13 protein-coding genes and 5 pseudogenes are annotated in these 15,240 nt (G+C 43.1%); 7 read left to right on the top strand and 11 right to left on the bottom strand.

What is annotated here, in order from left to right:
- Nucleotides 1-446 (top strand): IS630 family transposase (locus H6F41_RS17250; RefSeq protein ID WP_190401965.1); only part of this gene is annotated, 446 nt, incomplete at its 5' end.
- A 21-nt stretch (nt 447-467) separates the two neighbouring features.
- A pseudogene (locus H6F41_RS17245) lies at nt 468-1,112 on the top strand (flavin monoamine oxidase family protein); the annotation flags it as partial.
- A 150-nt stretch (nt 1,113-1,262) separates the two neighbouring features.
- Here H6F41_RS17245 and H6F41_RS17240 read toward each other — a convergent pair.
- The gene (locus H6F41_RS17240; protein ID WP_190404703.1) at nt 1,263-1,754 is read right to left on the bottom strand and encodes a cupin domain-containing protein; all 492 of its coding nucleotides are present in this window, start codon (nt 1,752-1,754) and stop codon (nt 1,263-1,265) included.
- Between the two features lie 248 nt (nt 1,755-2,002).
- Here H6F41_RS17240 and H6F41_RS17235 point away from each other — a divergent pair, with 248 nt between their 5' ends.
- The 4 genes and pseudogenes from H6F41_RS17235 to H6F41_RS17220 form a co-directional block, all read left to right on the top strand.
- Nucleotides 2,003-2,890 (top strand): class II fructose-bisphosphate aldolase, encoded by an 888-nt coding sequence (locus tag H6F41_RS17235; RefSeq protein WP_190404702.1) that lies wholly within the window; start codon nt 2,003-2,005, stop codon nt 2,888-2,890.
- A gap of 114 nt (nt 2,891-3,004) precedes the next feature.
- Nucleotides 3,005-3,136: pseudogene (locus H6F41_RS17230) on the top strand (IS1 family transposase); the annotation flags it as partial.
- A gap of 4 nt (nt 3,137-3,140) precedes the next feature.
- Nucleotides 3,141-3,704 (top strand): annotated as a pseudogene (locus H6F41_RS17225) (NF041680 family putative transposase); the annotation flags it as partial.
- Nucleotides 3,705-4,053: 349 nt separating this feature from the next.
- Nucleotides 4,054-4,200: pseudogene (locus tag H6F41_RS17220) on the top strand (TetR/AcrR family transcriptional regulator); the annotation flags it as partial.
- A gap of 35 nt (nt 4,201-4,235) precedes the next feature.
- On the opposite strand, the pseudogene H6F41_RS17215 reads toward H6F41_RS17220, so the two are convergent.
- A pseudogene (locus H6F41_RS17215) lies at nt 4,236-5,447 on the bottom strand (IS256 family transposase).
- 20 nt (nt 5,448-5,467) lie between these two features.
- Here H6F41_RS17215 and H6F41_RS19285 point away from each other — a divergent pair.
- Nucleotides 5,468-6,058 carry a transposase gene (locus H6F41_RS19285; protein ID WP_322095941.1) on the top strand — a complete coding sequence of 197 codons (591 nt, stop codon included), beginning with the start codon at nt 5,468-5,470 and terminating at the stop codon, nt 6,056-6,058.
- Nucleotides 6,059-6,213: 155 nt separating this feature from the next.
- Here the strand turns inward: H6F41_RS19285 and H6F41_RS17205 are convergent, their stop codons facing one another.
- From H6F41_RS17205 to H6F41_RS17165, 9 genes are all read right to left on the bottom strand, one after another.
- Nucleotides 6,214-6,501: an MSMEG_0570 family nitrogen starvation response protein gene (locus H6F41_RS17205; RefSeq protein WP_190404699.1), complete on the bottom strand. Its 288-nt coding sequence runs from the start codon at nt 6,499-6,501 to the stop codon at nt 6,214-6,216.
- 65 nt (nt 6,502-6,566) lie between these two features.
- Nucleotides 6,567-7,724: an MSMEG_0565 family glycosyltransferase gene (locus H6F41_RS17200; RefSeq protein ID WP_190404698.1), complete on the bottom strand. Its 1,158-nt coding sequence runs from the start codon at nt 7,722-7,724 to the stop codon at nt 6,567-6,569.
- Nucleotides 7,725-8,702 (bottom strand): sll0787 family AIR synthase-like protein, encoded by a 978-nt coding sequence (locus H6F41_RS17195; protein WP_190404697.1) that lies wholly within the window; start codon nt 8,700-8,702, stop codon nt 7,725-7,727.
- A gap of 57 nt (nt 8,703-8,759) precedes the next feature.
- Complete coding sequence (locus H6F41_RS17190) at nt 8,760-9,266, bottom strand: MSMEG_0567/Sll0786 family nitrogen starvation N-acetyltransferase (protein ID WP_190404696.1); 507 nt, start codon at nt 9,264-9,266, stop codon at nt 8,760-8,762.
- Nucleotides 9,267-9,276: 10 nt separating this feature from the next.
- Nucleotides 9,277-10,368, bottom strand: coding sequence for an MSMEG_0568 family radical SAM protein (locus H6F41_RS17185; RefSeq protein WP_190404695.1), 1,092 nt, complete (start codon nt 10,366-10,368; stop codon nt 9,277-9,279).
- Nucleotides 10,361-11,338: a Nit6803 family nitrilase gene (locus H6F41_RS17180; RefSeq protein WP_190404694.1), complete on the bottom strand. Its 978-nt coding sequence runs from the start codon at nt 11,336-11,338 to the stop codon at nt 10,361-10,363. Before H6F41_RS17180 ends, H6F41_RS17185 begins: the two co-directional genes overlap by 8 nt.
- A gap of 2 nt (nt 11,339-11,340) precedes the next feature.
- Complete coding sequence (locus H6F41_RS17175) at nt 11,341-11,823, bottom strand: MSMEG_0572/Sll0783 family nitrogen starvation response protein (protein ID WP_190404693.1); 483 nt, start codon at nt 11,821-11,823, stop codon at nt 11,341-11,343.
- Nucleotides 11,824-12,159: 336 nt separating this feature from the next.
- On the bottom strand, nt 12,160-13,452 hold the full coding sequence (locus H6F41_RS17170; RefSeq protein WP_190404692.1) for an MSMEG_0569 family flavin-dependent oxidoreductase: 1,293 nt from the start codon (nt 13,450-13,452) through the stop codon (nt 12,160-12,162).
- 190 nt (nt 13,453-13,642) lie between these two features.
- Nucleotides 13,643-14,809, bottom strand: coding sequence for a GAF domain-containing protein (locus tag H6F41_RS17165; RefSeq protein ID WP_190404691.1), 1,167 nt, complete (start codon nt 14,807-14,809; stop codon nt 13,643-13,645).
- Nucleotides 14,810-15,240: the final 431 nt, after the last annotated feature.

Below are 15,240 nucleotides of genomic sequence, written 5' to 3'. Positions count from 1 at the left end.
TTCCCTATGCTTGGCAAGAGAAAGGGACGGGTTTAAGCTTACCCAGTCAACGCAGTAAGAGGTTAAATGTCGTGGGTTTGATGAATCGAAACAATGACTTATCTGCTTATGTTTTTGAACGCAGTATCACCAGTGCAGTCATTCTCGCTTGTATCGATGACTTTGCTCGTCAATCTACCAAGCCAACAGTGATTGTTATGGATAAAGCCTCTATTCATACCAGTCAACTGATTCAAGAGAAATTAGAGCAGTGGAAGAACCAGCAAGTTGAGATTTTCCAGTTACCCCCTTATAGTCCCCAGTTGAACTTGATTGAAATTTTGTGGCGTTTCATGAAGTATGAGTGGATTGAACTCAATGCATATGAATCTTGGGAAAGTTTAGTCTCTTATGTTGAAAAAGTTCTTCGAGACTTTGGTTCAACTTATGTAATTAATTTTGCTTAGCTACTTAATGGTGTCAAAGTATCGACTGATCGCGGTATTTTTACTGGCTCAAGGGTAATTGTCACGGTTCCACTGGGTGTGTTGAAACATGGTTCCATTAAGTTCTCACCAGAATTACCAGAGGCTAAGTTAGAAGCAATTGAAAAATTGGGCATGGGAGCACTAAATAAACTGGTATTGAAGTTTTCTCAACAGTTTTGGCCATCAGAGCCTCATACGATGGCTTACATCAATGGCAACATTACCGATCGCTATGTTGAATTTTATAATTGGCAGAAATATGTTCAGCAGCCAATTTTAGTCGCGATAGTTAGTGGTAGTTTCTCGCGATCGCTATCACAAGTACCTGAGTCTGAGTCCACGCAAAATATCATGTCTGATTTGCAAGCGATGTTTGGCAATGATATTCTGCTACCAACTGCCACATTATTGACGCAATGGCATAATGATCCATTTGCTTACGGCTCCTACGCCACTTTTTCGATAAATGGTAACATTCAAGACTGCGATCGCTTGTCGGAACCCGTAGGAGAGCGTCTATTTTTTGCAGGTGAGGCCACAAATGGTAAATATTTAGGAACAGTGCATGGGGCTTTATTGAGTGGTGAAAGAGAAGCGAATAGAATTGTAAGCTTAGCAAGAGCGGCGGCTCGCACACCTGTATAATTCATCCATAGAAACGGGACGATGAAAAAGTCTGATTGCCATAGCAGGAGTCTTGTTCTTGCCTAAATCCAGATGGGGTGGTGTCAAAGCAGTTGCTAACATTATTGAGCAGGCAATCGCCACAGGCAAACCTGTTGTCTTTAACAAGAATTAAGCAGCTCTGATATAGGGAGCTAGCTCATCCCATAGATAGGGAAACTGCGCTTTGATATTATCAGCATTGGCGATCGTCATATCTCTATAGTCAAACCCAGGAGCAACTGACTCTCCTATCAAGCCATATTCACCCGACTCTAGTACTGCCGCTTTCCAGTAACCCTTGGGAACTAATAACTGCGGTACTTGTCCTTGAGTGATATCTAGCCCTAGTTTAACTTTCTGCAAGTTCCCCCCTAGATCAACTGTGATATAGGTAATTGCTGAACCTGCATGAAAATAGTGCATGATGTCAGACTGGTTTCTATGCAAATGATCGATGGGGCGATCGTCGGTCAAGAGGTAATAGATTGAGGTCATCACTGCTCTATTCTGTCCTTCGCGAGACGTGGCAATTTCCTCTGAGGAGCGGTAGGTTTCGGTAAAATAGCCACCCTCAATATGTGCGATTAGGGATAGCTGCTCAATCCAGCTTTGCTTATTCATAGGGTTAAGGAACCAACGATATAATTTGCTTCATATTAAAGCTTTTATAGCTATAGTTGATGCGAAGTAAGGTTATACCTTATCAGTACAGCATCATCCACCGACAAACCCAGTACCAGAGACACCCCTCATTATTTAGAGAATCTCTAAGCAACATATCCTTACTTGCTCCAATTAGCGTGTTATGTGATTAGTGATAGCTTATTTTGATATGATGATTGGCAATCTCTTTTTCAGTCATAGCAATCATGTTGAGTTCGACTAGGGAACTTTTAGAAACTGCGCGTCGTAATTCCTACGCGATCGGCGCATTCAATGTCTATAACTTAGAAGGTGTCAAAGCTGTTGTGAATGCTGCCGAAACCAGCCGTAGTCCTGCGATGTTGCAACTGCATCCTAGTGCTCTCAAATATGGCAAACTACCCTTAATTAGTCTCTGCTTCGAAGCCGCAAAATCCTCGAGTGTGCCCATTTCCATCCATCTTGATCACAGTACCTCGGCAGCGGATATTCGTTTAGCCCTTGATGCAGGAGTTCGCTCGATTATGGCAGATGGTTCCCCAATGTCCTATCTAGAGAATTTACAATTTACACGGGAGATGACTGTTCTTTCTCATCAATTTAAGGCTGTCGTAGAAGCAGAAATTGGCAGAATTAGTGGTACTGAGGATGGTCTAACGATCGCTGAAAAAGAAGCCAAAATGACTGACCCAATCCAAGCCTTAGAATTTGTCCAGCAAACAAAGGTAGATTCTTTAGCGGTCACTATTGGTAATGTGCATGGGGAATATAAAAGCCTACCCCGTCTCGATTTTGACCGTCTCGAAAAAATTCGTAATCTGATCGATATTCCCCTTGTATTGCATGGGGCTTCAGGATTGCCTGCAGAAATGATCCATCGCTCAATTCAGTTAGGAGTCTGTAAATTTAATGTCAATACAGAAGTTCGCCAAGCCTATATGCAAGCTCTGAAGTCAGAAATTTGTGGTGACAGTCCTAAGGATTTGTTAGAAATTGCTGGTGAAGCAATTGAGGCAATGCAAGGGGTGATTATTGATAAACTTGATCTGTTTGGTTCGATTGGTAAGGCCCATTTACACCAAACTCCCTATGCTGACATGCTAGCGACTATATAACTTAGGTAAAAGTCTGGACACTGGTCAGCTAATCGGGGATAGGCGCTGAAATGCCCATTTCATGCCTACAAAAAAGGCGCAAATACGTTGATCACACTTTAACTGTACAGTGCCCAAGTGTCAGAACGTTGGTTACAGAGTTATGTCAATCAAAAATATCAAGACATTTCTCAAGAAGCCCAAGTCCAAACCAACTCTAAACGTCGTCTGACTGTACAGACGGACGAATTATGGTCATTTGTTGATTATATCGACAATATTTAACTTAGAGGATGAAACAGTCGGACAAGTGCAAATCCAGCAATGGTCTGATTTACACTTTAAAAAAGCAGCCCAACGACATTTCCAAGTTATTCGAGTCACCCATCCCCATTGCTCTGGTTTATGGTTAGCTTGGGTGGGTGAACAGATGCCGACTTTGCCTCAGCTTTGGCGCTTGTACTTACGCCGTTTTGCTATCGACCATTGGAATCGCTTTGCCAAACAACGTTTACATTGGACTCTGCCTCATTTGTTGACTCCTCAGCAAGCTTTGCGTTGGAGTGACCTTATGCCTTTACTCTCTTGGCAATTATGGCTTGCTCGGCAATCGGTTATTGATACTCCTTTACCTTGGCAGAAACCTCAAACTAATCTCACCTTTGGTCGGGTCGCTCAGGGCTTTGCTGCACTTTTAGTCAGGATTGACTCTCCTGCCTGTTCTCCTAAACCTCGCGGTAAGTCGCTTGGCTCGAAATCTGGTCGCAAGCGAACTCCTTTTCCTCGCTTTCTCATCATCAAAAAATGCGTTTCTCGTCCAAAAAAGGGCAACTAAGACGACCCTAATTCCTAATCCTAAATATTCTCCTTTGCATTCTCTTGGATTTGCTCAATTCTCCATTCTCTGGGTCGCTTTTTCCTGCTCTTTTTCTGATCTTCTTACTCAACTTAGTCTAGACTCCAGTTACAACCGTGCTGTTCCAAATCATACCTTTGGCTATCAAGCGCAAAAAAATCTCCGCTTGGTGCGCGAAATAAACCAACATAGGCAGCACTTAACCCCGCTCTATTTCCCTCACAATTGTCCCGTAAAGTACGGTGCCGATAATAACTCAAGGCTGCATTATAGGCTTCATAGTTGGTGAACAATCGATAGGTGTAAATTGCATCTTGGGCGAAGATGCCTCATGAGCCGAATTAATGTGAGACCAGCAATGTTGCGCTATACGGATGCGAGATTGGGCTGTCTATGTGAAGCGGGCTTTTCATTCGAGATGGTTGATCGAGCTTGGAATGCGATCGATAGTCACATCTATGGATTTACGCTTCAAAGAGACTGCCAAGAAGATTGTGTAAAGTCTAGGAACTAGATATGGAGACGATCCTCAAAGAGAATAGCAAATTGATTAAGAGCAGGTTTCCAATCACGAATTGGCATCGTCCATTTTTTCGAGATATTCCACATCGCCAAATAGACTAGTTTGAAAGCAGCCTCATCAGAGGGAAAAATCTGTTGAGACTTAATCAACTTGCGTAAACTGCTATTCATCGACTTAATGGCATTGCTGGTATAAATCGCCCTGCGAATCTCATTTGGGAAAGCAAAGAAGGGGATAATGTTCGCCCAATGACTTTGCCGAGATTTGGAGATCGACGGATATTGCTTGTCCCATTTTTCAGCAAACAACTCAAGGTTAAACTCAGCCTCCGATTCAGTGGCGGCGCTATAAATAGCCTTGAGGTCGGCTCAAACCTGCTTGCGTTGTTGCCAAGGTACAAAAGCGACCGAGTTTCTGACCATGTGGACAATGCATAACTGCACCTGAGTTTTCGGAAATACCGTCTCAATGGCATTGGGGAAGACAGTTAAACCATCAACACAAGCAATCAAAATATCTTTGACTCTACGGTTGTGAATTTCGGTGAGTACTGGCAACCAGAATTTCGCTCCCTCATTTGGGGAAATCCACATACCCAGTAATTCCTTGTATCCATCCATGTTTACCGCCAAGGCAAAGTACAGGAACTTATTAACTACCCTGCCATTGTCTCGAACTTTGATCACCAGACAGTCTAGAAATACTATCGGATAAACTGCTTCAAGGGGACGTTTTTGCCATTGCTTTACTTCATCAATCACTGCATCAGTGACATTGGAGATGAGGGTGGGTGATACTTGGGCACCATACATTTCTTGCAACTGGGTTTGAATATCCCTGACGCTCATCCCTCGTGCATACAGGGCGATGATCTTTGCATCTAATCCTGACAAACGGCTTTGTCCTTTCTTTACCATCTGCGATTCAAACTCACCTTGGCGATCACAGGGGATGGTTAGCTCTGCTACTCCAAAGTCTCCTTGGATAGTTTTTTGGCTATAGCCGTTGCGACTGTTAGTTTGTCCTTCTGGTCTGGGTTCATGCCTTCCATAGCCCAGATGTGTGGATAGTTCTGCTTCTAATGCTCGTTCCACCAACGCGGTCGTCAGTTGCTTCAAGATTCCTCCTTTTCCGAATAAGTCGGGTGGAGTTTTACATTCTTGCAGCAATTCATCTAGCAATTCTTTGCGTATATTCATCTGTTTTGGTGGTGGTAATTGTGTGTCTAGATTGTCTCTCTGTATATATCCCAGACTTTACACTCTCTATTGTTGATTCCCAAGCCACTAAAAATACTTGTAATGCTAGTGTTGAGTCCAAAGGTTTTTGCTCTTACAAAGCAACCAACGGTATTAAAAGACATTTAGCCATTGATTCACTGGGATTTCCGTTTTTTACCCACTGCACTAAAGCTAGTGTATCTGATAACCAAGGATTGATTGAGATGTTTGAGCAAAACATTGCTTACTTCAAATCAAAGCCTGTCAACATTCCTAAGATTACAGTAATGGTTGAACATGGATATAATCCCTTGTACTTAACCAAACAACTAGAGACGATTTATTCTCAGATCATGACCAAGATTCGTTTCAAACTTGCACCGAAACTATCTAAGCAGGAGAAAAAAGCTCAAGGAGAATATGGATTTATGGTTATTCCGATGCGGTGGATTGTTGAGCGTTCTAATGCTTGGGTGGAAAGATGCCAGAGTCTTGTTAAAAACTTTGATAGAACTTTAGCCAACGCTAACACTAGACTCAAGATGTGCTCTGTCAGACTTATGCTTAAGCGTCTTGCTAAACCTTCCTAAGATATCAAATGGGTTCTATATGTTCTGACCGACACTTTGGACATTTCATCTCTCTTTTTAACTCATACTTAATTATGCAACGCCATAGAAGATTTAATTAATGAACTTTGTGATGATTTTGAAGTGACAGTGCGTAATTGATAATTCATGATTCTCTACTCAATAAATCGGATGAACTTGACTTTGGGGTTTTCCAGCTTTTGATACTTAGATGCCCTTGCCTCAATATCCTGTAACTGCCCGATCGCTAATCCGCATGGTCTACCATATTTTGCTTTAACGCGATCGCTAGCAATATTAAGAGCAATTCGCGCAGATTCTACAAACTCATCTAATTTGTATTCAACATCAGGAGCAAAATATTCTTTGACGATCAACGATGGAGAATAGCAAGTTTGTTCGGAACCATCGGGCCAGCTAATTTGGAAATTGATTTGAGGCATGGATTTGGATGATTGGTAATTGGTGACTAGTGATTAATTTATAACGTTCTGCGATCGAACAGATTCTATAAAAGAAGTTTTTGATATTCGTGAAGATGCATTTTTGCCGATTGCTCCCAAAGATAATCAGTCAAAATACACCGACTGGCATGGATTAAGGAATTTGTAAAATCACTATTGTTAATTGATCGCATGGCTTGGGCGATCGCTTCCACAGTAGCAGGATCGACTAATAAGGCTTGTGTAGATGTTAAGAACTCAGTAAAAGGTAAAATATTTGAGGTGATGATCGGTAAACCTGAAGCGATCGCTTCAAAAATTACTAATCCCCAACCTTCCTTGATTGAGGGGAATACAAATACATCAGCACAACGATAAATCGTACATATTTCTACATTGGATAGTACGCCCGTAATCACAACCGATTTACCAATATCAATCCCTAATTCTTGAGCTGTATTCAAAAAGTTATCGCGATAATCTTGGTAATCGAAGAGCGTGGAACCACCTGCGATCGCTAACTGAGCATTAGGAAAATCTGTTAATACCTGCGAGAATGCTTTTAAGAGATTAACAGAATTTTTCCTTGGTTCAATGCCGCCCACCGTCAGATAAATTGGCGATCCAGTTAGCCCGAATCGTTCCTTGAGTGACTGCTCAGAACCATCTTTGCGATCGGAAAATCTGCTTACATTAATACCATTTATGACTCGCGGTGCATGAATTTGATAATCTTTTTGAATCTGCTGCTGCCAACTATCACTCACACATAGACATAGCGAAGCTTCGCGAATGGAACGATCCTGACAATCGCGTAAGTATGGGCTATTGTAGTCTTCAATATGGTGAATTGTGCGGATAAAGTGGGAGATGATTTGTTGCGATCGCACAATAGCTAGAGCATTGGCACTGATGCAGTCTTGAGCATGGTAAATGTCATAATCCAATTGCGGATTTTGCAAATTATCGATGAGATAATTTGCAAATTCTTGAATGCGTTGCTTAATCAATAAATCAATCTCTTTTGGCGCATCCCTAGCAGGAATCGGGAGAAACTCACAGGATAAATGGCGATCAAAGCCTGCTCCATCTTTGTCTAAAGCAAAAATACAAACCTTATGTCCTAAAGCCTGTAATGCTTCGGCTAGTTCTAAAGTATGGATGACACTGCCTCTAGGCTTGGTGGAGTAAGTAAATAGAGCGATGCGGAGCGATTGATTCATTTAGGAAAACCTGCTAGAAAATCCAGTTAAAGCATCGTGCTCAAAATCCCAAAATAAACATGATTCACCTTGCAATCGCAATATCAACTGAGTATTTGCTTGTACTTCCCCAACTACCGCACAGACCAAATCCTGTTGCTCAAATTCTGCTTGCACATTCGCTAAATGTTCAGGACGGATGCTCAGGAGAAATCCGTAACTAGGAAATGAAGTTAACCATTTTTCGAGAGAAAGTGAATCAGGGCAGGGAACGCGATCGAGATCGAGAATTGCGCCACATTCGGAGGTTTCTAAGAGCATCAGCAATGTGCCAACAAGTCCGCCCATGCTGATATCCTTGCCTGCATCACACCAACCATTCGCCGCTAGTCTTGGCAAGATTGCTAGATTTTGGCGCAATCGCTCAGGCTCGGCGGTGGTGGCAGCATTCCAAAAGGCATAATCGGGATGGCATTGCCCGCGAAAATCCGTTGCGATTAATAATAAATCGTTGGGCTGAGCCTTAAAACTGGAGATCAGATGGTGAGCGCGTCCTAAAATAGCCACAGATAAAGCATTGTAAACACTATGACAATTCGTATGACCGCCAACTATTGGAACTTGATAGGCAAGAGATGCGGCTTGCATTCCTTCCCATATTGGTGCTGTCTGTTCGCGGGTTTGACTCCAAATGCTATCGACAACGGCGATCGGCACACCTCCCATCGCGTAGATATCACTCACATTTACCATCACAGCACACCAACCCGCAAACCAAGGGTCGGTTTCAATTAGTTGGGGTAGCATTCCCTCAGAAGCTAATAGTAAATAGCCATCGCTATCGGGAATCGCTGCACAGTCATCACCGATTAATACCCGATCGCTTTGCCATTGTTCGAGTTGCCATGCTTGATATAGCGCCTTTGCCGCCGTTTGAATATCTTGCTTTTGTGGCAAACTAAGCGATCGCTGCAATCTTGTTACCAGTTCTGAAAGCATTGTAGTCCTAATAAAATATGGATAAGAATAGGCGGCTCGAAGCGCCGCCTATTCTTACTAAGATACCTTGTGACTTTGCCAAAGGAGACTGGGGCATAGCTCGATCGCCGCAGGATAGAAGTTAAGATCGGCTTCCATTAAGTGATGAGGGCGATCGCAAATTGTGATCTCGTTTAGAGATTCCCAATGTAGACGTTGGAAAAAGCGCACGTTCTGTAATTGCACTGTCGCCAAAAAGCGATCGCATCCCCAAGTATTTGCTGTGGTGACAGCCTTATGGATCAATCCTTTGCCAATCTGCCAACCGCGACGAAATTCTGGATGAGTTCCCAATCTGCCGCCATACCAAAGTCGAGGCTGGGTTTCGTAAATCCTAACCACACCGACAACGCGATCGCTAGCGGTTTCTATGGCAACAATGGGATAGGCAGTTTTATCGATATCATCAAGATCGTCTTCTTCAAATACATCCTGCTCTTCCACAAAGATCGCCCTTCTTAAATCGAAGTAATCTTTTATTTCTTTAGGAGAGGTGGCAAGTTTAAAAATATAAGGTTGTGACATATTCTTCTTTCTATAATTTTTCAAAAGTAGAAAGCGCCGAGCAAGCACCGCACTTACCGCAACCCGCTTTCATATCTGCCGAAGACATTCCTGCTTGCTTGAGCATTTGCCCAATCCGTTCATAGAGCGCAAACATAAACTCACTCTTGGGAGCAGGATGATTGGCTAAAGGTGTTCCAGAGATCGGCACAAAGGGAACCACAAAGGGATAAACACCACACTGAATCAGGCGATCGCTAATTTCCACTAGAGTCTCAAAACTATCGCCTAAGCCAGCTAGCAAATAGGTACTTACCTGTCCCCAACCAAATACTTTCACCGCCGCCGCAAACGCTTCAAAATAATATTCGATCGGTACTGATGCTTTACCTGCCATAATCCGCGATCGCACCTCTGGATCGGCTGCTTCCAAATGCATCCCTAAAGTATCAATTCCCGCCGCCTTCATCCTCTCAAACCAGATAAAATCATCGGGCGGTTCGCATTGCGCCTGAATTGGAATATCCACGCTTGCCTTAATTGCCTTAGCGCATTCAGTTAAATAAGCAGCACCGCGATCGCTAGTATTTGGTGTACCTGTAGTCATCACCAGATGCTTAACCCCATCAAGACGTACAGCAGCTTCGGCAACTTCCGCAAGTTGTGATGGAGTCTTTTTGGCGATCGTCCGCCCTGCTTCTAGGGATGCACCGATCGCACAAAATTGACAGGATGTTTCGGTGTTGTTGTAACGCATACAGGTTTGTAAAACCGTTGTGGCAAGCACATCACGGCTGTGCAACAAAGCAATTTTGCGATAGGGAATTCCATCCGCCGTCGTCAGACTGTAAAATTTAGGTTCCTGCGGAAAGGCGATCGGCATGATTTCCCTCCCATCGATTCGCAGTACTAGCTGATCGGTTTCTGGATCGATCGCTGCCGTATAGGGCGATCGCGACGATGAGTCAGTATAAATGGGAACCATTACCGTAGTGCCATCAATGGCGATCGCCTTATGATCGGAAGGTCCCGCACCGCCCTGACGACCCGCCACACCAATATTCGGTTCCACCCAACTCAATCCTTGAGTTTGAATATCTGTAATTAGTTGTTGCTTATTCATCGGCTACATTTGGTAATTGATCGGGTAATTGGCTGGGTAATCGATTCTCCATAGCCGACCAAGGCTGGGAATTGAGATGCAATTGCAGGAGATCGGGACGAGAATAGTGACCAACCGAATCCATCATCCGCTTACGCTTGGTGATCAGCGAAAAATCAAGATCGGCGATCGCCATACCCTCACCTTCCGTAATTGGTGGACAGAGATGATTGCCCTCTGGACCAATAATGGCGGTATTACAACCACCACTCAGTACTTTTTGTAACTTTTCGTCAGTAGTAATCTGAGCGACCTGCTCAGGTGAAAGCCAACCTGTGGAATTCACGACAAAGCAACCCGCTTCCAAAGCATGATGGCGAATTGTCACTTCGATCTGATCGGCAAAAATCTGTCCAACCATCGAACCTGGGAACTGAGCGCAATGGATTTGTTCATGTTGGGACATCAGTGCATATCTTGCTAAAGGATTGTAATGCTCCCAACAAGCCAAAGCGCCAAGTTTTCCCACCGCACTATACACCACAGTTAGCCCTGCGCCATCGCCTTGTCCCCAAACCATACGTTCGTGATAGGTTGGCGTAATTTTGCGCCGCTTTAACAACAAAGTGCCATCGGCATCAAAAATTAGCTGCGTATTGTACAGCGAACCGCGATCGCGTTCATTTATCCCCAACACCACTACGATTCCATAGGTTTTGGCTGCATTGCTGACAGCCTCAGTCACAGGACTCGGCACTGTCACCGCTTCCTCGTAAAGACGCATATGTTCTTTGCCCATTAATACTGGCGGCTGCACAAACGAAAAATAGGGATAGTAAGGGATAAATGTTTCTGGAAAAACAACCAGTTGAGCGCCTTCTTTTGCAGCTTTGTCGATCGCATTTAAAACCTTCTCAGTAGTTCCATCTCGACTAAATAAAACGGGACTAATTTGAACGGCAGCAGCTCTAACTATTCGCGAATAATCCATGTTTACAATGTCCAAGTGTCCAAAATAAAGGCATTGTCCTTGCGGTGGAGCAGAATAATATCGAGAACATCTAAGGGACTAATTGGACGAATTCCGGGAATGAGAGAAGGTTCACCATGTCCGTAAAGAGCTTGAAGAGCAAAACGGCAAGCATAGACCTTGCCACCTTCTTGCATAAATTTGGTGATTTGATCGTTAAAGTTTTGATGTCCGGGGAAAGCAGCATCGCCGAGCTTAGGAAATCCGCGTTGAACACCAAGAGTTACACCTGGTCCATAGAGTAAAATTGAAGTCTCAAATCCCTTGCGTTGCAGTCTTGTGGCTTGCAAAAGATTTACAAATCCAATGGAACCTTCAAAAGCAACGGTATGGAATGTTACCAAAGCCTTTTCGCCAGCATCGGCTTTGACATCAGGAAATACTTTTTCTTCATAATCAACAAAGAAATCACCAGTTTGATGAGCGGGTGCAGTTACTTCAGGCATTGTTTTCTCTTACTTATTGGTAGTTTATTGGAAATTTGTTTGGAAGCTTGTATCAGTAATAGGGTTTGGCAAGTTAGGGGTTTGTCAAATTGGATACAAAAGAGTGAAGTCTGTCTGTATGACTAGGCAAGGCGATCGCTAAGTTAAAAATCAGAGTAAATTGACTCGTTTACCTATCGATTTCGATAGGTAGCTTAACATCCCAAAAACTACCCCACAGCTTTTGGGATGTTACTCCCTTCCCAGCCAAGAATTAGCGTTGCGGAGCCTCGCGCCGCAACGCTAATTCTTGGTTTTTAATGTCTATTTTGATAGTGGGAAGGGAGTAAGACTTTTTCATGAGCCAAGCAGAAATTCATTAACGATCTTCCAATCTTCGCTACTAGCTCTCCTAACATTTTGTTTTGAGGCAATGCGATCGCCTAAATAACTTGCATCCCTCGCTACACCTGAGAATCTCGCTGAACCCCATGTGTAGAGCCAAGGTAACCCTAAAAAATAAAAACCGCTTACTTCCGTGACCCCGCGCTGATGACCGGGATAACCCTTACCGTCAAAAACAGGAATTTCAATCCAATTAAAATCAGCATAAAAGCCCGTACACCAAACCACAGCGCTAATATTTGCCTGCTCGTAATCTATGGCTACATCTTCTTCAGGAGGTTGCCAAACAGGTTGATAGGGTGGATCGATGGGGGCTGCAATTTTATTTTTGCTAATGAATCCATCAATCGTTTTTTTGATGTTTTCCGCCACTGCATCGGCATTGTCGAGGTTTTTTGCGAGATCATCAGAAAACTCCAACTTGCGATCGCGGATAATCTTCAATCGACCATGAAGTTCCATTCCTTCTAAAGCAAATTGCCGTAGATCGATTTCTCGACCGCCATCGCGACCAGTCACATAGTGATTAGTATTGGCTCTAGCTTTCTCTTTTTGGGGATGATTCTCAATCGAGAGATCGTAGTAGCCCATTTGATCTAGCCATTCCACCACATCTTTGCCACGATAACGACGGGGCGATCGCGGCGCACTGCCGACACATAAATGCACTTTTCGACCCGCCAGATGCAAATCTTCGGCAATTTGGCAGCCTGACTGTCCAGTACCCACTACTAATACCGCACCTTCTGGTAATTGATCGGGATTTTTATATTCTGATGAATGAATCTGGGCGATGCTTTCGGGAAACTTCTCGGCAATTCTCGGCAACTTAGGGCGATGATATCCACCCACAGCGATAACGACCTGATCGGCGGTATAGTTGCCAATGTTTGTAGTGATTTCAAAAATATTTTGAGATTCACTTTTTTTAATCTTAGAGACTTCCACTCCTTCTTTAATCGGCGGATTAAAGGATTTTGCATAATTTTCAATATATTGAACGATGTCATCTTTAACCATAAATCCATTCGGATCACTGCCTGAGTAGGGATAGCCCAGCAATTGACATTGCCAATTTGGGGTGACTAAACAGAATGTATCCCAACGATATGTCTGCCATGAATGTCCAATCTGATGCTTTTCAAAAACTAAGTGATCAAGCCCCTTTTCTTTTAAGGCATAGCTCATACATAGCCCCGCCTGACCGCCACCGACAATGATGACTGGATAATGATTTGTCGTCATAGGTTCAATTCTACTTATTGGATTACTTTTCAGACTAAGTGGTTATTCTTAGGTGCTTTTGTATTAATAAATACGGAAGGTTCATGTCTAGTAATAACGCTAGGTGAGGTTATTTGCTCCATTGTTATAGGGCGATCGCCTAGTTGTGAAACTATTGAAATAGTCAGGTTATTGATTGTGCAACACATATCTATAAAATCCATCCCTGTATGATTGCTTGATAGAGTGCTTGGTAACGAGTGCGAGCTTTGAGCTTGATTAGCACATTATTTAAATGGAACTTAACGGTGCTTTCACTAATAATTAAATGATTGGCAATATCTCGATCGCGTAAACCCTGAACTAATAACCCTAAAATTTCTCGCTCTCGTTCTGACAATGGCGTTGGCAACTGAGATAAACCGCTTTGGTCTTGAAGAGAGGGCACAGTCTGAGTCTGGTTATAAGGAAGACTGATCAACAGTTGTAATACATTCTGTTCTAGTCCTATTTGACTCTCAAGTTGTCCACCCAAATAGGAAACCATCAAAGATACTAGTACTAATTGCGATCGCAACCAATGCTGATGCTCTTGTAAATCTCGGTTAGGTTCTACGACCATCGCTTCCAAGCTGATCCCATCTGCGTCATAGGTCAATCGACATTGCCGACATTCTGACCGAGCTAATACCTCACAAGCTTGCAAAAAAACCTGCGCGTGGGAAGAGGCGATTGCCTCTTCTGTGCCAATCAGGGTTAAGCGTAAGGGTTTTAAAATTGCGGCAAGTTGGTCTGATAGTGGAGTCTTTTCCCCATTGCCAGAAAAAGTAGATGATTGCTTTAGCTCCTGTTGATATTTCAAAGCCGCATCTAGGGCTATAGAGACTGTTGTGCAAAGTACTTGTAAAACTTCCAGAAATTCAGGTGTGAGTGCTGCATGACTAAAAGTAGCCAATACCCCAATCACGCGATCGCCTGCGATCAGTGGAAATCCTGCAAATCCCCGAATTTGATTAGCGATCGCCCATGCACGATCTTTAACCCAAGTTTCTTCAGCCAAATTATTGCTTAAAAAGGAAACTCGGTTATGAGCAATTTTTCCGACCTTATAAGCTCCCATTGGCACTCTGGCAAAGGAACCATCAATACGATCGTATAGCCCTGAAGATGCGACAAGCTTTAAATTTGCGCCATCAGGCTCCACTAGCCAAATACGAGCAAAAGCCGAGTTAAATAGCTCAACTAAACCCTTGGCTGTCTTACGGCTAATGATTTCTGGCTCTAGACATCCCGAAAAGTTTTGGGCGATCGTATTTGCTTTTTGTAAATCAAATAAAAGTCTTGAGGAGTCCGATAATTCTCCGATCTCCATAGCCATACAGACCACCAAGAAAAAGAAGAAAATAATTTATTAAAGCCATATTCTTTCTCTTTTCTTTGTATCGTCAACTACCGAGTGATCTAGATCACCTTACGCAGAAAATTTTAAGACCCTCACCCTACCCCTATTAAGGTGACATTTAGCGAAATTTGAATGAATAAAAGTAGGATTCGATTATAATCAGAGATAAAATCTAAAAACAATCACTAATAAGGAATAAAAAATGATAAGTGCAATTTTTGAAAGATTTGTGGAGGCGACCCCATTAACAGTGATGGTGAGGGCAATAATGGAAAGAAGCTTTGGGAGAGAGCCGGCACTGGTCAGTAAGTAGCCATGCAGAATTATTTACACATATCCGAACTAATGGGAAGATTCTAAGAATCACCATATCCGAACTAATTACTGTGAGACTAATTGAGCCACTT

Source organism: Pseudanabaena mucicola FACHB-723 (genome assembly GCF_014696385.1).
Classification (GTDB): Bacteria; Cyanobacteriota; Cyanobacteriia; order Pseudanabaenales; family Pseudanabaenaceae; genus Pseudanabaena.
The sequence above is the reverse complement of the archived record's forward strand: the minus strand, read 5'-3'. Positions and strand labels throughout refer to the sequence as shown.